Annotated in this window: 13 protein-coding genes and 1 pseudogene; all 14 read left to right on the forward strand. The window is 44.9% G+C overall.

Annotation, left to right across the window (positions count from 1 at the left end; translation table 11 throughout):
- Positions 1-42: 42 nt before the first annotated feature.
- The 14 genes and pseudogenes from E6C60_RS03835 to E6C60_RS03895 all read left to right on the forward strand — a co-directional run bounded on the left by E6C60_RS03835 (position 43) and on the right by E6C60_RS03895 (position 21,830).
- The gene (locus E6C60_RS03835; protein WP_233281125.1) at positions 43-1,680 is read left to right on the forward strand and encodes an extracellular solute-binding protein; all 1,638 of its coding nucleotides are present in this window, start codon (positions 43-45) and stop codon (positions 1,678-1,680) included.
- Between the two features lie 179 nt (positions 1,681-1,859).
- Entirely contained in the window at positions 1,860-2,714 is an 855-nt protein-coding gene (locus E6C60_RS03840) for an ABC transporter permease (protein ID WP_233281206.1), read from the forward strand.
- Between the two features lie 12 nt (positions 2,715-2,726).
- Positions 2,727-3,608 carry a carbohydrate ABC transporter permease gene (locus E6C60_RS03845; RefSeq protein ID WP_138224620.1) on the forward strand — a complete coding sequence of 294 codons (882 nt, stop codon included), beginning with the start codon at positions 2,727-2,729 and terminating at the stop codon, positions 3,606-3,608.
- 27 nt (positions 3,609-3,635) lie between these two features.
- A complete protein-coding gene (locus E6C60_RS03850) occupies positions 3,636-4,757 on the forward strand; it encodes a glycoside hydrolase family 88 protein (protein ID WP_138224621.1) in 1,122 nt (373 codons plus the stop codon).
- Between the two features lie 159 nt (positions 4,758-4,916).
- Complete coding sequence (locus E6C60_RS03855) at positions 4,917-7,958, forward strand: alginate lyase family protein (protein ID WP_138224622.1); 3,042 nt, start codon at positions 4,917-4,919, stop codon at positions 7,956-7,958.
- Positions 7,959-8,181: 223 nt separating this feature from the next.
- Positions 8,182-9,609, forward strand: a complete 1,428-nt coding sequence (locus E6C60_RS03860) for a sulfatase family protein (protein WP_138224623.1) — start codon at positions 8,182-8,184, stop codon at positions 9,607-9,609.
- Between the two features lie 206 nt (positions 9,610-9,815).
- The gene (locus E6C60_RS03865; RefSeq protein WP_456093910.1) at positions 9,816-12,485 is read left to right on the forward strand and encodes a glycoside hydrolase family 78 protein; all 2,670 of its coding nucleotides are present in this window, start codon (positions 9,816-9,818) and stop codon (positions 12,483-12,485) included.
- Positions 12,478-14,025: a sulfatase family protein gene (locus tag E6C60_RS03870; RefSeq protein ID WP_138224625.1), complete on the forward strand. Its 1,548-nt coding sequence runs from the start codon at positions 12,478-12,480 to the stop codon at positions 14,023-14,025. Before E6C60_RS03865 ends, E6C60_RS03870 begins: the two co-directional genes overlap by 8 nt.
- Positions 14,026-14,361: 336 nt before the next feature.
- Positions 14,362-14,811, forward strand: a pseudogene (locus E6C60_RS21645) (transposase); the annotation flags it as partial.
- Between the two features lie 158 nt (positions 14,812-14,969).
- Positions 14,970-15,119 (forward strand): hypothetical protein, encoded by a 150-nt coding sequence (locus tag E6C60_RS21570; RefSeq protein ID WP_397332403.1) that lies wholly within the window; start codon positions 14,970-14,972, stop codon positions 15,117-15,119.
- Between the two features lie 23 nt (positions 15,120-15,142).
- A complete protein-coding gene (locus tag E6C60_RS03880; protein ID WP_138224626.1) occupies positions 15,143-16,006 on the forward strand; it encodes an AraC family transcriptional regulator in 864 nt (287 codons plus the stop codon).
- Between the two features lie 109 nt (positions 16,007-16,115).
- Positions 16,116-19,001, forward strand: a complete 2,886-nt coding sequence (locus E6C60_RS03885; RefSeq protein ID WP_138224627.1) for a glycoside hydrolase family 2 TIM barrel-domain containing protein — start codon at positions 16,116-16,118, stop codon at positions 18,999-19,001.
- Entirely contained in the window at positions 18,998-20,389 is a 1,392-nt protein-coding gene (locus E6C60_RS03890) for a sulfatase family protein (RefSeq protein WP_138224628.1), read from the forward strand. The genes E6C60_RS03885 and E6C60_RS03890 overlap by 4 nt, the downstream gene beginning before the upstream one ends.
- 31 nt (positions 20,390-20,420) lie before the next feature.
- A complete protein-coding gene (locus tag E6C60_RS03895; protein ID WP_217496374.1) occupies positions 20,421-21,830 on the forward strand; it encodes a sulfatase in 1,410 nt (469 codons plus the stop codon).
- The last annotated feature ends 63 nt before the right edge of the window (positions 21,831-21,893 follow it).

Below are 21,893 nucleotides of genomic sequence, written 5' to 3' on the forward strand. Positions count from 1 at the left end.
GTAAAACACTTCTACATAAAAAACGGGAGGTTGATGGTTACGGTGAGAAAGACAAAAAAAAGCTTGTTGGCTGTATTGCTTACAGTATTCATGATTCTGGTCAGTTTAACAACAGCGTGCTCCAGCAATACCGAGGAGGCAGAGCAGAACTCAGCAAAGCAAGGCGAGGCTTCTCAAAAATCAAATGAAGCGACAACATATCCGATCCAAACGGACAAGAAACTTACGTATTGGGCAGGCCTTAACTCAAATCTTGCGGGAATTAAATCATCATTAGATGAGGTTCCCTTCTTTCAGGAATGGCAAAAAAGAACGGGAGTTCCACTAACCTTCATTTCACCAACGGCAGGTCAACAAAATGAGGCGCTCAATGTGATGCTGGCTTCTGGCGAATTGCCTGATGTTATCGAACACTCCTGGATTAATTTCCCCGGGGGACCGGAGAAAGCAATCAAAGACGGTTACATTCTGAAGCTGAACGACTTGATAGATCAACATGCACCGAATTATAAAAAATACTTACAGGATCATCCAGAAGTCGATCGCATGGTGAAGACGGATACGGGGAGTTATTTTGGATTTCCGTTTATTCGCGGAGATGAATCTCTGCTCGTATTTCAAGGACCCATCGTTCGTCAAGACTGGCTGGATGAGCTTGGCCTTGAAATGCCAACGACCATTGATGAATGGTATACCGTTTTGAAGGCCTTCAAAGAGAAGAAAGGGGCTTCTGCACCACTATCGTTTTTAAGTGATGGGCGGCTGGCAGCTTTATCAAATGGTGCTTTCATTGGAGCATACGGCATTAATCTAGGCTTTTACTTGGATAATGGACAAATTAAGTACGGTCCCGCTGAGCCGCAATACAAAGAGTTTCTAGCTACAATGAGCAAATGGTATGCTGAAGGATTGTTAGACAAGAATATTGCAACAACAGATTCCAAGACATTAGATGCCAATATCATCACCGGCGCAACGGGTGTATCCATCGGTAATGCTGGATCAAATCTAGGGAAATGGACACCGCTCCTTAGTGAGCAGAACCCAAAAGCGGTACTGGCCCCGGCGCCTTACCCTGTGCTGAACAAAGGAGATGTACCTAGATTTGGTCAATATGATAATCCGTTTGCTGTTAATGGCACTGCTGCAATTACCTCAACATCCAAAGATCCGGAGCTAGCTGTAAAGATGCTTGATTACGCTTACAGTGAAGAAGGGCATATGCTCTTTAACTTTGGAATTGAAGGCGTCAGCTATACCATGGAAAACGGGTATCCTACCTATACAGATTTAATGATGAAAAACCCGGATAAGCTAGCTCCTGCCCAAGCATTATCGCTGTATATTCGCGGTAATTATTTCGGTCCTTTCGTCCAAGACAAACGTTATAGTGAACAATACAATGTGCTGCCGTCACAAAAAGATGCCATTCAGGTGTGGAAGACGGAAGCAAAGTCAACAAAGTTGCCTCCAATTACGGCAACGCCGGAGGAAAGTACAGAACTAGCAAAAATCATGACAGATGTTGATACTCTTGTGAACGAAATGACACTCAAAATTATATTGGGAAGTGAGCCATTATCCAGCTATGAATCATACATGGAGAGACTGAGCACGCTAAACTTTGACAGAGCTATTGAAATCCAAGAGGCGGCCTTGGAACGTTTTAATAAACGTTAATGTATAACACAGTGGCATAGAGTTCCTTGGTAGTCTATGCCACTACTATTTTGCAGATGAGGGGCGATCGTATGAGGCCAATAGCAACCCCGCGGAGTTCTCAGAAACCTGTTAAGAGCAACAAATACGTCTTAAATCGTCTCGTGAAAGATTTAGCACTTAACAAATACTTATATATCATGATGATCCCTGTAATAGCGTATTATGTAATTTTTCAATATGGTCCTATGTACGGAGCGATTATAGCTTTCAAGGACTACTCTCCCATGAAAGGGGTTATGGACAGTGAATGGGTCGGACTGGCACATTTTCAATCTTTTTTTGAAAGCTACTATTTCTGGCGAATCCTGAAAAACACTCTAATACTGAGCTTGTATTCCCTCTGTTTTGAATTTCCGGCTCCAATCATACTCGCTTTATTGATCAATGAAGTCAGAAATAAAAGATTCAAATCCATCGTACAATCCGTTACCTATATGCCCCATTTTATTTCCCTAATCGTTATATGTGGGATAATTAAAGATTTCACAAATAGTGGGGGGTTGATCAATACCTTCATTACTTATCTGGGCGGAGACGGGCAGGCAATGCTTCAAAAGCCAGAGCTCTTTCGAAGCATCTATATCATATCTGACATTTGGCAAGGCATGGGATGGACGTCCATAATCTATTTAGCAGCGCTCATGAATGTAGACCAAGAGCAATTTGAAGCGGCGCGAATTGATGGAGCAGGCAGGTTAAGGCAAATATGGAACATATCTATTCCAGGGATATTGCCCACGATTATCATTATGCTAATTCTTCGTATTGGCAATTTGCTGAGTGTAGGATTTGAGAAAATTATTCTGTTATATAATCCTGCCATTTATGATACAGCCGATGTAATCTCCACATTTGTATATCGTAAAGGATTGCTGGAATTTGGTTGGAGCTACAGCGCAGCTGTCGGATTGTTTAATTCCGTTGTCAATCTGATCTTGTTGGTTCTAGCCAATCGTCTTAGTAAAAAGTTTAGTGAAAATAGCCTATGGTAATGGAGGGGCAGCATGAAAACAAAAAAATCTGGACTGGAACGGACGTTCGATATTTGCTTATATGCGGTCTTGTCGATTTTGGTTTTAATCACTTTGTACCCTCTTATCTTCGTGGCATTTGCATCGATCAGTGATGCAGCATATGTTGTTGCTCATAAAGGCGTTTTATGGAGACCAGTCGGTATAAATTTTGAAGCTTACAAAAGCGTCTTTGGTAATAAGGCGATCTGGAGCGGATACAAAAACACATTATTCATTATTGTGTTTGGCGTGATCTTAAATTTGTTCATGACATCGCTGGGAGCATATGTGTTGTCACGTAAAAACGTGATGTTGAATAAACCAATTATGATATTCATCATCATTACTATGTTTTTTAATGGTGGACTTATCCCTTTCTATTTAATTGTAAAAGGGGTAGGGCTGCTTGATACGCTATGGGCTCCGATTGTTCCATTCGCAATTAATACATTTAATCTGATTATCTTAAGAACCTCATTTCAATCTATACCTGAAAGCTTGGAGGAAGCTGCTAAGATAGATGGAGCTAATCACTTTGTCATTTTGTTCCGTATTATTCTTCCCCTGTCCATGCCGATTATGGCGGTGATGACGCTCTATTACGCTGTAGACAAATGGAATGGATGGTTTTATTCGTCTATCTTTATCAGTGATAGAGATCTATTCCCGTTACAACTCGTGATTAGAGAGATTTTGATTTCAAACTCGACTGAAGGGATGTCATCTGGCGGCTCAGGCAATGATTTATACCAAATTGGGGAAACGATCAAGTATGCAACAATTATGGTTTCCACGCTGCCTATATTAATGGTTTATCCATATTTGCAACGTTATTTTGTTAAGGGAGTTATGGTTGGATCTATAAAAGGGTAGTCTCGCTGCCAAGAGGAGGATGTTCAAATGAATCAAACAGTTTGGTTCGATCAAGCTTGGGCCCAGACAGTGGAAAAGGTGAACAGGACAAGTAAGCGAATAGGGGTATCCTATCCGCATCTCTCTATTGACGGAACTTATGATAACAATAAGAGCTTCTGGACCAAAGGCTTCTGGCCCGGTATGTTATGGCAGATTTATAAAGAGACGAAGGATGAGCGACTGAAAGCAATTGCAATTGCAATAGAAGATCAGCTTGACGAAGTATTAAACGGATTCTACGTCCTGCACCATGATGTAGGTTTTGTATGGAGTTTAACTTCAGTGGCGCAGTATAAACTGTTGAATCATGAACCCTCCAAGCGAAGAGCACTTACCGCTGCAAGTCATCTCGCGGGGCGTTTTAATCTGAAAGGTGGCTTCATTCGAGCATGGAATGACCAGCAAGGTGGTGGTATTGACAACCGGGGATGGGTCATTATTGATTGTATGATGAATCTTCCAATCCTCTATTGGGCATCGGAAGAAACAGGTGATCCGAGGTTCAAGCATATTGCGATCGCTCATGCAGACACCGTGCTGAGGGAGCATATTCGTGAGGACGGCTCCGTTCACCACATCGTATGCTTTGATCCAGTCACCGGGGAGAGAGTAGGAGCGATGGGGGGACAGGGCTATTCAACTGATTCAGCGTGGTCGAGAGGAGCGTCATGGGCGATTCACGGATTCGCTTTGTCTTACCGGTACACAGGTGAGCAAAGATATCTGCAGGCTGCGAAGAAAGCTGCGCATTATTTTATTGCCTGTTTGCCTGAGGACCATATTCCTTACTGGGATTTACGCGCGCCGCTTGAAGAGAATATGCCGAGAGATACTACAGCTGCAGCTTGTGCGGCCAGCGGATTGATTGAAATTAGCAGATCTGTGCCCGAGCAGGAGAAGACTTTCTATCTCGAATGGGCGAAGCGAATTGTGAAGTCGCTCTATGAGAATTATGGAGCCTGGGATATGGAAGAGGAGGCGTTGCTAGTTAAGGGCACATCCCATTACCCTGCTGGAATTGGTATCAATACGCCGATTATTTACGGAGACTACTTCTTTGTGGAGGCATTATCAAAGCTTAAGGGGAACACTGAGCTGTTCTGGTAAAAATAAGCATCACTAAGCACACGAGTCTTTTAAGCGTGTAAGCTTAGCTATGTTATTAAAGTTTCTTTGTTCCATGGGTACTAATGCTGTCAAAGTTGAAATCCTGAGTGTAAACGAGAAAACAGGTGAAAACATAACTTTATTGTAGGAGGGAATCTAATGTATACGATGAGGAGCCTAAGAAGAAAGGGGTTAAATTTAATGGTAGGATTTATGATTATCGCTAGTTTGTCACTGGTAGCGTGTTCGGGCTTAGTGGAAGCTGCAGTATATACAGGAGAAAAGCCGAACCGCACAGTACAATTTACTGTAAGTGAACTCTTAGAGCAAAATACAGTATTATATGCACCGCTTGATAAGGTGCTCGAAGGTTTTGGATATACCTCAAGTCTAGATGAAAAATCCAAAAAAGTTAGTATCACTGCTGGTCGGAAAAGTATAGAGATGAAGCTCGGAGAGCCATTTGGATATTTAAACAGTCTGGAAATCTCTCTCCAGAAGCCAGCCCTAACAGTTGATGGTGTTGTATATGTACCTCTTACATTTTTCTCTGACATTTTGAATCTTGAGGTAAATGTAAAAGATCCAATAATTAATATTTCTGAGCAAAAAGAAAAAAATATAAGCAGGACAGGTAAGCTCATTTACTATAACGAAGCTTTGATGGATAAATCAAGAGAAAATTTACTCAGAGGTGTAAAGTCTTACGTTGCCGCATTTGACAAAATTCAAACCGATGCTGAAAAATTTATGAATGCACCCCTTAACCCAGTAACTAAGAAAACTCTATTACCGCCAAGCAAGGATAAGCATGATTATATCAGTACCGCGCCATACTTCTGGCCAGATCCAGCGAAGCCTGATGGACTCCCATGGATACCCAAAGATGGTCAGGTGAATCCTGCTTCAAGAGGAGATGATACAGACTTTACTCGTACAAGCGAAATGTTTCATGGCATTGGAAATTTAACTCTTAGCTATTATTTTACAGAGGATCCTAAGTACCTTGATAAAGCTTATGAGGTCATTAAGGTATGGTTTATAAATGAAGAAACAAAAATGAATCCACACATAAAGTATGGTCAGAGTGTCCCCGGAGGTGTAGATGGAAGACCTCTGGGTGTAATTGAATGGACCTCTATTGTTGATATTGTTACTGCAATGCAGATGCTTGAAAAGCAGGACATGATATCTAAGGATGATGTTGATGCAGTGATAGACTGGTTTACAGCGTATGCATCCTGGCTCACAAGAAGCGATATGGGAATTCAAGAAAAGCAACAGCATAATAATCATGGCTCTGTTTATGATTATCAGTTAGCGGGAATTTTATTGTATTTAAACAACTATAAGGATGCGGTTCAACTATTCGAAGAGGCTAAGGTCGAAAGAATTGAGGATTATATTGAGCCAGACGGAAGCCTGCCATATGAACTTAGGAGAACCAAGTCAGTTAATTACCAAAACACTTGCTTGTGGCCATTGATACAAGTTGCTGAGATCGCAGAACGTTTTACAGAGGTAGATCTTTGGAATTATACATCAGACAAAGGAGTGTCTTTAGGCAAAGCTTTCGAAAATCTTGCTCCATATGCAAAGAGTGAAAAAGAGTGGAAATGGGAGCAAATTCAGGATTCAGCAGAAATTAAAATGGCCACAATGATAAGACCTCTTTTCCTTAAAACAAGTAACATATTTCATTATCCTATTGATGGCATACTAGATCAGTCTATTATGGTATCAGCTGAGGATATTTTAAAATACAACATTCAGGGAAATGATAAAGGGATCCTCTCCGCTACGTTTATTCTTCAACCTACAGCAGAGGAGTCGACCATAAGAATAAACTGGATGGTTCAGAAAACAGGAGTTACAAAATATGTACTCTACCGAAAAGATTCTGAAGATGAAATGTATTCAGAATTGATAAAAATTAATTCTTCAAATTTAAAACAATATGTAGACAAAAAGGATCTTGAATATGGAAAAACATATTATTATAAGATTCAGGCATTAGATGAACACGATGTTATTATTGATGAGCTTGAGTCAAATGAAATCAAGTTCTCAAGTAAATGGATTGATTTGAAAGGAAAATTGGTTAATGCACTTGCTGGTGAGAAAATTACAATAAATCTTTATAAATGCGAAAAAATACCTTACTTCATTTTTAATACCATTAAAGGAAAGGATATTGAATTTTTGATCAAGACAGATAGTGAGATTGCAGGAGCTGGTGTTTCATGGGTTATAAATGGCACTTCAATAGAAAAATCTATTACAGCAGACATACTTTTTGATGTAACCAATAAGTTTTCTCTTGTTCCTAATGAAAACATGACAAAGCTCCCAAAAGGTGCAAAAACATATATGAAGCTTGGTAGAGTTCATACTTCACCATTCGGTTTTCAAGCGAAACTCCATGTAAATGTTGGTGCGAAATATGCGAATGATGTGGCTAAATTATATGCTTTTGGAGCCCAGGGAGTAGTTGAAGTGCATTCTGGTGTCGAGATTAGCCAAGATGGCAGCGTCGTATTTGATAATATAAGTACACCAGATTATGTTATTGCAATTTATGGTGCGGATACTACCGCGCCGGTTACGACGGATAATGTACCAGCGGGCTGGTCTAACACTGATGTGACGGTAAAGCTGATCGCAACAGATGAGGAGACCGGTATTGCAACAACGTATTATTCTATTAATGGAAGCGAACCGTCAACAGGCTCGACGATATCATTTGAAAGCGAAGGAGTTCATATCTTGCAATATTGGAGCGTCGATCACGCAGGTAATCAGGAAGATGTGAAAACTACGCTTATTCGAATCGATAAAACAGCCCCGACGTTAGAGATTGTTTTATCCAAAAAGGTGCTGTGGCCGCCGAACCATCGTATGCTTCCAGTAAAAGCTACCATTAGTGCACAGGACTCGCTTTCAGACGTGAACGTCGTCCTCCAATCCATTACCAGTAATGAGCCAGACGATGGTTTGGGCGACGGGGATAGGCAGAACGATATTCAAGAAGCAGAATGGAATACGTATGATCTTGAGTTCATGCTCCGTGCGGAACGGTCGGGCACAGGAACAGGCAGAACCTACACGGTTACTTATCTTGCCACCGATGAGGCTGGTAACCAAGCCACTGCTTCGGTAGAGGTGAGAGTTCCTCATTCGGTATCTATTGAGAAGAAATAAGTAATTCATTAGGATTAAAGCCATGGAATATATAGCGAGAATCATAGTGGAGATATATTAATACAGGGGGGTGTCTCGAAGTCCAATGTGACTAAAGGGCACCCCATTCTTTAATGTTCAACAGATGAGGAAGTTCTAGAATGTCCATGACAGTTTATCATAGCAAGTGGTCATCCGACCACACCAACCCTACCTTAATAAATGAACGATGGAGGAATGAACATTGACAAAACATGACAGTCGTCCCAATTTGTTGTTTGTATTTTCTGATCAACACCGATGGTGTGATATAGGCTGTTACGGAAACGATCAAGTGATAACACCTAATTTAGATGCGTTCTCAAAAAAGGCAACACAAGTGGAAAACTGTATTGCTAATTGTCCTGTTTGTGTACCTTCAAGAGGTATAATGCTGACAGGAATGTATCCACTTCAGCACGGTGCTGCTGGAAATGACTTGCCGATGTATGACAATGTGGAAACGATGGGGAATGTCTTGTTGAACCATGGATATACGACAGGATATATTGGGAAGTGGCATTTAGCAGGCATTCCACGAGATCAGTTCATTCCAGCAGGCACACGACGGTTTGGATTTCAAGAATGGAAGGTTGCAAACTGTACGCATAATTATTTGAATGCTTATTACGATGACGAGGAAAATAAGCGCCATCCGATTCAAGGATACGATGCGATCGAACAGACAAACCTCGCTCTTGATTTTATTGAGCGACATCATGACAAGTCGTGGGGGTTGGTTCTGTCTTGGGGACCCCCACATGATCCATATCACGCAGTTCCAAAATCATTTTTGGATAAATATGAACAAACTGAAATTAGAATGCGACCGAATGTAACCGATCAATCCGTCCAAATTAAAGATAAATTGTACTTGAGTAAAAAACAAATAAAGGAAAATATTAAGGGGTATTATGCTCATATTTCCGCACTTGACGAGCAGTTTGGTCGTCTGATTCGTAAACTGGAGCATACTGGCCAACTTAGCAATACCATTATTGTGTATACGAGTGATCACGGCGATATGTTGGGCAGCCAAGGGATGACAAATAAACAACTACCATATGAAGAATCGATCAAAGTACCGCTGCTTGTTTACTGGCAAGGGAAAACTATTCCAATGAAACGTGAAGAATTGATAGGATTAGTTGATCTTCCTGTTAGTATACTGGGAATGATGGGTTTAGAATTTAAGGACAGTACTGTTGTAGGTCAAGACTTACATGGATTGTTTATAGACCCTAATGCAAAAGGACGGGATTATTGTTATATATTTGAGCTTACGGCATGTCACCAAGCGACAAACCGCGGAACGCTTGAATGGAGAGGGATACGAACTGATCGATACACCTTTGCAAAACATGTTTATGATCCTGCAGGCTGGTTGCTGTTCGATAACATCGCGGACCCTTACCAGTTAAACAACGTTGTGAACGAACCGGCACTGATAGAGATTCGAGATGAATTGGAGGCTAAGCTTAAACAGGAAGTTACCATTCATGATTATATGCTACCGTGGAAAGAAATAGTCGGTAGAGTGGGCTTGAAAGAAAGATGGGAAGAAAGTGAATTGTATTTTCAAGCGATACAGATGAATAAAAGTCTAATGCCCCCCATTGTCAAAACACAATAATTCTGAAAAAATTAAATTATGTCCTCCTTCGACTGGAAGCCGACGCATCATTGTGCTATGGCCATTGGCCACCAGGCGAGTCTGTTTGAATTGCGATTCATTTGCTCAACGCTTCTTTGTGGAAAGTCCTTCAATGGCAGGAATAAAAAATTAATGAGTATACATGGTCTGGTACATGTATATAACGAGTTTGGAGAGAAGCCGATTTGAGATATAGAGTAGAAGATGTCAGGTGCGAGTACCAAAGAAACCCTGTGGGATTAGATGTGAAAAAACCTCGATTCAGTTGGAAGGTTTGGTCCGACGATCGGAATATCATGCAGGCGGCCTACCAAGTTCAAGTTTCGGACAACAGTTTACACTTCTCGGACATCGTGTGGGATACGGGGAAGATGGAAACTGATCAATCCGTTCATGTTGAATATGCAGGTCCTGAATTGCATTCTCGAACTAGATATTATTATCGTGTAAGAGTGTGGATTGATCGTTCGTTGGTTTCTGAATGGAGCGAAGTGAATTGTTGGGAAACGGGATTGCTGAGTGAAGAGAACTGGTCTGCCCGTTGGATTACGGGTGATGTTGCACGTAATGATGCCAATCAAGATGCATGTCTTATGCTACGAAGTAAATTCTCGCTAAAGGGGAATGTGAAAAGAGCGCGGTTGTATGCCACTGCTCTAGGCTTGTATGAGCTTTACCTTAACGGGAGGAGAGTAGGGGATTGGCACTTTACACCAGGGTGGACCTCATATAACAAGCGACTACAATATCAGACGTATGATGTAACTGAACTTCTGCATGCAGATATGAATGCCATAGGTGCCCTTATAGGAGGGGGCTGGTACAAAGGGAATCTGGCCTATCGAGATCAGCGAAATATATATGGCAACGAATCTGCGCTAATGTGCCAGTTGCATATTACCTATGCAGATGACACTGAAGAGATGATTTTATCGGATGAACACTGGAGGTCGGCAACTGGACCGATAATCATGTCTGAAATATATCATGGTGAAACCTACGATGCGCGATTAGAGAAAAACGGCTGGAATCTAGCTGATTTTAACGATGCAGACTGGTCGGGAATAAGGGTGGTCGATCATTCTTATGAGACACTGATTGCTCAAGAGAACATGCCTACACGGATAATACAAGAGATTAAGCCCGTCTCATTAATACAAACGCCTTTAGGCGAGACGGTATTGGACATAGGTCAAAACATGGTAGGCTGGATGCATTTCAGAGTGAGCGGCGAGCGTGGCAGGAGAATTACATTACAGCACGCGGAAGTCCTTGATCAAAATGGAAATTTTTATATGGGTAATTTAAGAAGCGCAAAACAAACGATTAATTATGTGTTAAAGGGGGGTGAAGAAGAGGAGTTTGAACCCCGGTTTTCTTTCCAAGGCTTTCGATATGTGAAGGTTGAGGGATGGCCTGGGGATCTCGATCTCAGTACATTCACCGCCAAAGTGATACACACAGATAATGAGATTACAGGGATGTTCGAGTGCTCGGATCAAATGATTAATAAATTGCAACAAAACATAGTTTGGGGTCAGAAGGGTAACTTTCTTGACGTTCCAACCGATTGCCCGCAAAGAGATGAAAGGCTGGGCTGGACAGGAGACGCTCATGTATTTATGAGAACCGCTTCCTACAACATGAATACAGCGTTATTCTTCACAAAGTGGCTGCGAGATCTGAAGGCAGATCAGTTGCCAAACGGTGGCGTGCCTCATGTAATTCCTCATGTGCTGCGTGCTGAGGATCACTCCTCTTCAGCCTGGGGGGATGCGGCGGTTATATGTCCATGGACACTTTATCTATGCTATGGAGATAGAAGAATATTAGAGCAACAATACGATAGTATGAAGGCATGGGTGGAGTATATACGCTATCAAGGGGAAAATGAATACCTTTGGAATACAGGGTTCCACTTTGGGGATTGGCTTGGCTTAGACGCAAAAGAAAACAGTTATGAGGGAGCGACTCCCAAAGATCTCATAGCGACAATTTTTTACGCGTATTCAACGCATTTGCTGAAAGAAACAGCTATGGTCTTGAATCGTTCTGAGGATGCGGCAAAGTATGAACAGTTGCACCAACATATTATGGATGAATTTAACAACGTGTTCATTTCGCCCAATGGCAGGTTAATTTCAAACACCCAAACTGCACATGTGTTGGCTCTCATGTTTGATGTTGTTAAAGTGAAGGATCGTCAAAGAGTTGCTGACGCATTGGCTCAGTTAATTATTGAAAATAATGTTCATCTAACTACAGGCTTTGTCGGGACGCCTTATTTATGTCATGTATTGTCAAGGTTCGGCTATGATCATCTAGCTTACCAATTAGTGTTCCAAAAGGAATTTCCTTCGTGGCTGTATGCCATTACTAAAGGAGCTACTACGATTTGGGAGCATTGGGACGGAATCAAAGAGGATGGTTCCTTCTGGAGTGATGATATGAATTCGTTTAATCACTATGCTTATGGAGCCGTTGGAGACTGGCTATATCGGACAGTGGCTGGAATCGACACAGCAACAAGTCAGCCGGGCTACAAACATATCATCATAAATCCAACCTTTGGATCAGAGCTGAATTGGGTGAAAGCTAGCTATGAAAGCCTGTATGGTACCATTCGCTCGGAGTGGAGCAAGCAGGAGAACGGTATGGAGATTAATATTGCTATACCGCCCAATACAACTGCACAGGTAATCTTTAAGGGAATAAATAGAGTTGAGCAATTAGAAGAAGGAGGCTCGATACTGCCAATTATGGGGGGCTTGTTGAGCTGGGACTGTTGTGAGGACCATGTTGCATTACACTTAGGATCAGGAAACTATAGCTTTAGATATAAGGGAGATGATTGACTTGAGGCCGAACATTATTTTTTTGATGACTGACCAACAGAGATGGGACTGTATTGGAAGATATAATAAGCATATTCAGACGCCAAATATTGACCGGTTGGCAGACGCGGGGATTGTTTATAGTCAAGCCGTATGCCAGGCGCCGATGTGCGTCCCAAGCCGTTATTCCATGATGTATGGTATGTATCCCTCTCAGCTTGGGGTTCGCGCAAATTGTGATGGCATTACGAATGAAGAACTGCTGCCTGCTGACCCGCTACCGGAGCTCATGAGGAAAGCCGGCTATCAAACTGCAGGGTTTGGCAAAACCCATTGGAATCATAATGCTGAGGGAGTCTCCGAGCCTTCGGCCAGAGGTTTCGAACATCGGGCTATTGGGTTATCTCGTGCGGACGGCCACTACGAGCAAGGTGCGATCATGATGGGGGATACACATCCTGAGCGGCTGGAGACCTACATGGATGAAACCAAGAATTTTGGCGCAGGCGAAGAGAATGAGAATGGTTATATCGGCTCTACTAGCAAAATTCCAATGAACCATCATCGGGACGGTTGGGTAGCGGAGCAATGTTTGCAGTTTATTGATGAGGACCGGATTGAATCGGAACGGCCGTTGTTCCTATATTTATCATTCTTGAAGCCTCATGCTGGATATAATGTTCCTAAAGAATTTGAAAATTTGTATCGGATAGAAGACATACCCGACATTCAACAGCCTCCTTGGGAGATGGAAGAGGATACGCATCTAGCGGCAACGGATGCTCTTAATCGGGAAAGCCTTGAGGATTATCGCCAGAAGCGAATAGTCTGGGAAGCGATGAGCCCATTGGAACGCCGTCGCTCTACGTTGCGGTATTGGGCGAATTGCTCATGGCTGGATCATTATTTTGGTCAAGTGCTAGACCGATTGCGGGAGCGGGGCGTGCTGGATAATGCGCTGATCGTCTTCTGTTCGGATCACGGTGAGATGTTCAGTGAACGGCGATATCGTTTTTCGAAATATTGCCTATATGACAGCAGTGTGCGCGTGCCACTCATTTTATCCGGTTCTACAATTCCCCAGTACAAACGAGGGACCACTAATGACCGTCCGGTTGAGTTGATCGATCTCGTGCCTACGTTGTCCAACATTGCGGGCTTGCAACGGAATCCGATGCTGCCGGGACTTGATCTGTTAGGTGATGTGGTACGAAAAGGCGCTTTTTGCGAATTTCACGGGAAAGGCGTACCGGTCCATGCCGCTCCGGCCTATATGTGGAGAACAAAGGAATGGAAGCTGATTTTGTACCTGGAAGGAGCAGTGGGCAATGATGGGGCGCATCATCAGGACATACTCGGAGAACTTTATGATCTGGGAGAAGATCCAAACGAGTGGAATAATTTATACTATAATGATGGATATACTGGAATTCGAGAGCAGCTGAAAACAGAGCTGTTGATGCATCTGGCAATAGCTTGGGCGAAGGCACCCGTGTTTTATGGTAGGAGAGGTTTGATAGGATTAGAGCGATTTGAGACATGCCGAAAGGAATTGGGATAGGGTGGAATTTTATAAAGAATTAAAGGAGCAGTTCACGTCGTTTGTCTCCACCACGAAGTATATATCCGTTGTTGTGGTTGCATGGTGACCCTCGGGAGACAGACTCTGTAATTCGTCAGGAGATTGCCACCATGGACGAAGGGGGAAGCGCGGGATTCATCATTGAATCCCGTCCACATGCTGACTACTTAGGAGAGGGTTGGTGGAGAGATCTTGACATATCTGTCTGGACGAAGCGCATGGTATGTCCCGCACGCCTTTTCTCCACTTAGGATTTCCAGACAAAAAAGGGACTTCAACCCAAAATGGAGAAGTTTTCAAGTGACGAAACAAGCGCCGGTCCATGTCCATGACGGGGAAATGGCTCCAGATTTAATCAAGACCGTAACGGCCGAAAACGACGTGCAATTCTTTATGCTTGATGCGGGCTACGACCAAAAGAAGGCGAAAAAACTTCGCTGCCCTCACGCCACCGGTAAAGTCGATTGTCCGCTCGGGATGACCGCTTATTCCTCTTCCAATTACGGTATGGTCGTGAAGATCGATGTAAAAGACGACCTGAAACGGTACAGCAGTCCACACCGAGATACCAAGCGTTGAAAGGAACTTTACAACAAACGTACCCGCGTGGAACGATACAACTCCAGAATGAAAACCCACCTTACCGCAGACAGTTTGCATGTCTGGGGGATTCAAAAAGTGACGACTTACCAGTATCTCAACGCGATTGTGCTGCTCGTCTCTGCGCTTTCTGTAGCAGGTAAGAAGAACAAAACAGCAACTTAAAAAATGTAAACGGAAAAATTATGCAGGTCTTTACATTTTTAGAATAAAGCCACCGGATCCGCTTTGATCCGAGTGAATCCTGCTGACTTTACGTCAGAATAGAATTATGCAAAATGCTCAAGTATGTGATTCAAAAAAGAATGGATTAGGCATGTGAATTGTTAGTTTCTTCTCATTATAAGGTCTATGAAATTGCTGAACGGGTTGGATACACAGATAAAAAACATTTCAGTAAGCTATTTACTACCTATCAGAAATTTAATCCGAGAGAATATAGAAGAAAGCATCAAGTTGAATTGCGCAAATAAAGCTCCATAAAGGAAGTGCTTGTATGCAGAGCGATAATACTCCTGTGATCAAGAAGCTGATACATCATTCTCCAAGCGAGCTGGCTAAGCAGCTTCCGTGTTATGTGAACGCTATGGGGTGGAGGGTGTATGGAGCTGACATGGCTAACGAGAGGAAAACAGGGGAGTTTTACGACTTTCAAATTCAGTACGTTCTGAAGGGCAAGGGATATTTATTATGGAACGATACCGTTTATTCACTCCAGCAGGGCGATTTTTTCTTCATCAACCTGAGTATTGGTCATAAATATTGCGCCGATCCGGTAGAGCCATGGGAAGCGGTGTGGATACATTTTGGAGGCAGTCAAGCCACTCTCTATTACCATTTGTTCGGCCAGTCGCAGCCCGTTATAACCTTCCCGCACCATGATATCGCTGGAGAGCTAATGCTTCAATTGCTTGAGCGGTATGACCGGCTATCAAGCGAGTTCGATCTGCTAGCAGGCGCACATTTGATTCGGATCATGACCGAGCTTACTATAGCCAACACATCCAAGCTTAAATTGACCATCAGTAACGAATACAGGAGCGAGGTGCAGAGGGCGATTCGATTTATAGAAGAGCATATACAGGAATCGTTAACGGTTGAGATGGTTTCTCAGTATGTCAAGTTTAGTCCATTTCACTTCTCCCGCTTATTCAAGAGGATAACAGGCTTCTCTGTGCTAGAGTATATAACGAAATACCGAATTTCGCGGGTCAAGGAGCTGATGATCCAGACCGACTTGTCGCTTGCTGAAATAGCAGGCAGGACCGGATATTGCGATCAAAGCCATCTAGGCAAGATGTTTAAGCGGATGGAAGGCATCACTCCAAATCAATTTCGCAAAAATGCGAGATTCCGTTAGGTAGTTGATTCATCGATAGCGCAGGAATATACCAAAATGCATATTGAAACATAACAGACTCAATTCGGACGCTCCTTTATAATACGGGGAAAAGGAGATGAGGGTATAAATGAGTCAATTAGACTGTCGCAAACGAGAATGCTTCGATTGGAATTGGAAGTTTATTTTATCGGATGAGATAGACGCTTACCGGGACGATTATGACGACAGCCACTGGCGGACTGTACAGCTTCCCCATGATTGGAGTATAGAGGGTGAGTATGCCGAGCAGAACCCGACTGGTAAGTGTGGCGGCTTTCTGCCCAGCGGCATAGGCTGGTACCGCAAGCAGCTGGAGTGGAGCGGGACCATAGGGGAAAAGGGGCTGTTTCTCGAATTTGACGGCATTTATATGAACAGCACGATCTGGATTAACGGCTGCAAAGTAAACGAACGGCCTTACGGCTACATGGGCTTCGAGGTTGCTTTCGCAGACCTGCTTCGGGAAGGAAGCAATACTATTGCCATACGAGTGGACAATACCGGAAGCCCTAGCGGCCGCTGGTATACTGGATGCGGCATCTATCGCCATGTTTGGCTTGTGGAGACAGAAGTAGTGCGTGTCGCGCATTGGGGGACGTATATTACGACTCCGGCCATACACAATGAGTATGCTCTTGTTCACGGTCAGATCGAGCTGACCAACCATTCCGCTGGTGAGCGCGAGGTGACGCTTGTTGCTCAAATCTTTTCTCCTTCAGGCACGCTTGTCGGGAAAGCGTCGAAGCTCTTGAAGCTGGAGGCTAATAAAGGCGCGACTGAGGAAGTGGAGATGAATATCAGCTCTCCGAAGCTCTGGTCTGTGGATACTCCGGAAGTGTATACAATGAAAACAGAGATATTCGCGAACGGCTGCTGTATCGACGATCATGTGACGAGCTTTGGCATACGGAGCTTCTCTATTGATACTACGCGTGGCTTCGCCTTGAATGGTCAGCCGATGAAGCTGAAGGGGGTATGCCTTCATCATGATGCCGGGCCTGTTGGGGCAGCAGTGCCCGAGAAGCTGCTGATGAAGCGGCTCCGAATGCTTAAGGAGATGGGGTGCAACGCAATCCGCACAGCCCATCATCCCATGTCACCCGAGTTTTATACATTTTGCGATCGGCTTGGTTTTATCGTGGTGGACGAAGCGTTCGACGGCTGGGAGAAGACGAAAGCAGATTGCGATTATGGGTTGTACTTCGAAGAATGGTGGCAGCAGGATCTCGGAGATATGTTGCGACGCGACCGAAACCATCCTTGTGTATTGTTCTGGAGTATCGGCAACGAGGTTCTAGACATGAAGCCCGAAACAACTCGCAAGCTTGTTGAATTTGTGCATCAGCTTGATCCAACCCGGCCGGTTACCTGCGGCATTGATTCAATTGGGCCGGGTCCGGATGAGAACCGCTCGCTTCTTGATGTGGCCGGTTACAATGATGGCCGTGGTTCTTGCTTTGGTTATGAGCTAGATCACGAGAAACATCCGAATCGAATAATGGTTGCTACGGAAGCGCCGCACACCTTCCAGACCAGAGGCTTCTACCGGACGCAGACCTGGTGGCGTGACAAGAACCGTCACCGCATCGAAATCCCCAATTTGACGGAGAAGGAGCTCTTTTTTGACGGTGCGCTCCAGTACAATTCCTCGTATGACAATAGCGGGGTCCGGACCTCTGCCAGACATTCGTGGGGCTTTGTTCAGAAATATTCATACCTGATCGGAGAATTCCGCTGGACTGGCTTCGATTATCTTGGAGAATCGTTCGGCTGGCCTGCACGAAGCGCGAATTTCGGAATCATCGATTTGGCCAACTTCCCGAAGGACCATTATTATTTCTACCAGAGCCGATTTACGAGTAGTCCCATGATTCATCTGCTTCCTCATTGGACACATCCAGGCTTGGAAGATAGCCGTATACCGGTATGGATATACACGAATTGTGATGAAGCAGAGCTGCTGCTGAACGGTCGCTCGCTGGGCAGAAAGAGAATGGGAGATGCGATGTACTTGTCGTGGGACGTGAGCTATGAGCCTGGCACACTGGAAGCTATCGGGTATGTAGCAGGACAGCCGCAGGCTGTAAAGAAAGTGCGTACTGCCGGTGAGCCTGCGGGCATACGGCTGGAGACGGATACGGACAGCCTGCGCCCGGATGGACGCGATGTCGCGCAAGTCAGCTTCTCAATCATTGATGCACAAGGGCGATTCGTGCCGAGCGGGGATAGTGTTGTCGCTCTTCAGGTTGCCGGACCTGCAGAGCTTCTTGGCACGGAGAATGGGGACCCATTGGACCTGACTCCGCCGCGGTCTCCGCTTCGCAAGGCGTTCTACGGTCTCGGCATGGGGCTTGTGCAGTCAACCTTCGAGGACAAGCCGATTGAAGTTACGGCTGCCGTAATCGCAGGATCGACTATATTTACTGATTCAACCACAGTGACTATTGCTTTAGAGCGCATTGCCCTAAGAGGGGGGTTAAGCTCCAGGGAGCTTGCCATCTATTATTCCATAGACGGTTCAGAGGCGAACACGCTTTACAGGGGAGCCTTCGAAATCAATAACAGCTGTACCATTCGAGCTGTCGTGGTGGAGAATGGAGATACGATCCTTGAGCTGCTTGCCGAATTCAAAAAGGGAGTGCATGAGAAGGTCATTGATCTGACGCATGGCAATCATCAGGAAGAGCCTGCTAGGTTCAACGGGCCGTTCGCTTTTCAAGTATGCGGTGATTGGACGGATGGCACCCTGCGGTATCATTTCCAGCCTGACGGAACGGTGCTGCAATCCATCGGCTTAGATACTCCTCTGCTGTATGGAACATGGTGGTGCGATAGGGGAACGGGAGAGCTTGCGCCTCTGGATCGGCAGAAGAATCATAAGCTCACGCTTGTCACTCAGCCAGCGGAAAGTCTGTCTCTTGAACATGACCATTGCAGGATCACATTGACTAGATTGACTCAGGGGACAATATGAACGGATATAATATCTTATTTATCATGACAGATCAGCTTCGATTGGATGCGCTCGGCAAAACAGGAGGCTGGGTAAAAACGCCTCATATCGATGCTCTTGCCGCAGAGGGAATGCTGTTTACCAATTGTATCACCAATTCTCCGGTTTGCATTCCGGCCCGGGTTTCTTTAGCTACAGGCTTGTACCCTCATAATACAGGGGTTTGGAAAAATATAGAGTATGATTTGCCGGCGGACAGCAGCACATGGATGCAAACGATTCGGGATGCGGGTTACCGTACCGGTCTGATTGGCAAAACTCATTTGCACCGTCACATAGGCGATCTGAGGGAACGTGAACATCTTATGCATACCTATGGATTTGATCATGTGGACGAAATTGGCGGACCAAGAGCCAGCATGTGGGTTGGCAGCCATATGACGGACGAGTGGAGCAAAGCTGGCGTGCTGGATGCATATATTCAGGAATATAATGACCGGTTCACCACCAAACCGTATGTAGCGAGACCGTCGGTTCTTCCTTTGTCTCTGTATGCGGATGTATATGTCGGAACCAAGGCCCAAGCATTCATCAGCAGCTATAAGGACGACAAGCCTTGGTTTTGTATGGTCAGCTTCGGCGGTCCGCATGAGCCGTGGGACGCTCCTGAGCCTTACGCCAGCATGTACGAACCGGAGCAAATGCCAAAGCCTATCCCTAGACCTTCAGTTGACTCAACTCGTCCCATAGGGCATTTGGATGAGCTGATGAACGAGAATCGGCATTCACCTGTTCTAGAGGAGCAGGACATTGCCGCCATGAGGGCCAATTATGCCGGTAATGTGACCCTGATTGATGAGCAGATCGGTCAGATACTTCAAGTCTTGAAAGAGAAAAACGAATTGGATAAGACGGTGATAGTGTTTACCGCGGACCATGGGGAAATGAACGGGGATTACGGCTTGCTTTACAAAGAGAACTTCTTAAACGCAGCGGTAAAGGTGCCGCTTATCATTTGGACCCCGGAGCTAAAGAGCAGTGAGCATGCTGGAGCAGTATACGACGGAATGGTGGAGCTGTTCGATATTGGTCCGAGCATGTGCGAATTAGCCGGAACGCAGCTTGCGCATCGTCATTTTGCGAAATCGTTGAGTCCTGTTCTCGAAGACCCCAGGACAGTGCACAGGGAAGAGGCGATATCCGAGATTCACGGCGAAGTGATGCTGCAAAACCGGGAGTGGAAGTTAGTGCTTAACGCACAAGGTACTCCTTATCTGCTGTTTCATTTGACAGAGGATCCCAATGAGCAGCGTAATTTGGTGGGAGAACCGGCTTATGGCGAAGTAGTTCAGAAGCTTAAGGATACTATTTTTGCAAGATTGATGTCCAGCTTAGTTTATAAGAACTAAGCCAAATCATTAACGGAATGGGGGATTTACGTTGGAAGCCAACCATACCTTGGTCAACCGACCGAACTTCATATTTATTTTGTTGGATGATATGGGATGGAAGGATCTGGGTTGTTATGGAAGCTCCTTCTACGAGACGCCACATCTAGACCGCCTTGCAAGCGAGGGAATGAGATTTACGGATGCATATGCAGCTAGCCCAGTGTGCTCTCCTACACGCGCTAGCATTCTGACAGGGAAGTATCCAGCTTCTCTCGGAATCACGAACTGGATTGGCGGCGATGCAAAGGGGAAACTGCTTGATGCACCTTATCTTCGCTATTTGCCCTTGGAAGAGAAAAGTATGGCCCGTGCTCTTAAAGAGCATGGATATCGCACCTGGAACGTAGGCAAGTGGCATATGGGCGGAAAAGATTTTTATCCCGAAAAACACGGCTTTGACGTCAACGTCGGCGGCTGCGACTGGGGATCGCCGCACAAAGGATACTTCAGCCCTTATGGAATTGAAACGCTTCCGGATGGTCCGGAGGGAGAATATTTGACGGATAGATTGACCGATGAAGCGATCAGACTGATTCAACAAAAGGATCAGGCGCCGTTTTTCCTTTACTTATCGCATTATACGGTGCATACACCGATCCAGGCCAAAGCGGAAGATATCGCCAAATATACCGAAAAAGCCAAGAAGCTGGGATTGGATCAGTTAAGTGCTATCGAAGAGGGGGAACTCTTCCCCTGCGAGCACAAGAAACATTTGCGCGTCCAACGAAGGGTGATTCAATCGGATCCCGTCTATGCGGCAATGATTGATAATCTGGACTGGAATATCGGAAGGCTGCTGCAGGCTCTGGAGGAGACGGGACAAGCTGAGAATACGGTCATTATCTTCACCTCGGACAACGGTGGATTGGCTACAGCCGAGAGCTCGCCTACATGCAATGCGCCGTTGCAGGAGGGAAAAGGCTGGATGTACGAAGGCGGTGTGCGCGAGCCGTTGATCGTCAAATGGCCGGGAACAATAAAGCCCGGCAGTGTATGCGAGGTTCCGGTAACCAGCCCCGATTTTTATCCGACCCTGCTCGAAATAGCGGGACTTCCCTTATTACCAGAGCAGCATTCGGACGGAATCAGCTTCGTCCCTTTGCTGAAGGGAGAAGATAGCCTGGAACGGGAAGCGATATATTGGCATTATCCCCATTATGGCAATCAAGGAGGCACCCCTGGTTCATCCATACGTATGGGAAATGATAAGCTCATTGAGTTCTTTGAAGACGGGCGTGTTGAGCTGTACAATTTGCTTGCGGATTTAGGTGAGGAACATGATATTGCCAAAGAGCGGCCGGACTTGGCGGAGAAGCTCCAAAAGAAGCTAAGCCAGTGGCGAGAGCAGGTTGAAGCGAAAATTCCAGTGCCGAATCCTGAGTATACACAATCATTTTGATGTCCAAACGCTGGAACTGTTCACGTCAATAGAATGGAATATCGCCGCTTCTTTCGTCATTGA

This window comes from Paenibacillus algicola, from assembly GCF_005577435.1.
In the GTDB taxonomy this organism is placed as follows: domain Bacteria; phylum Bacillota; class Bacilli; order Paenibacillales; family Paenibacillaceae; genus Paenibacillus_AQ; species Paenibacillus_AQ algicola.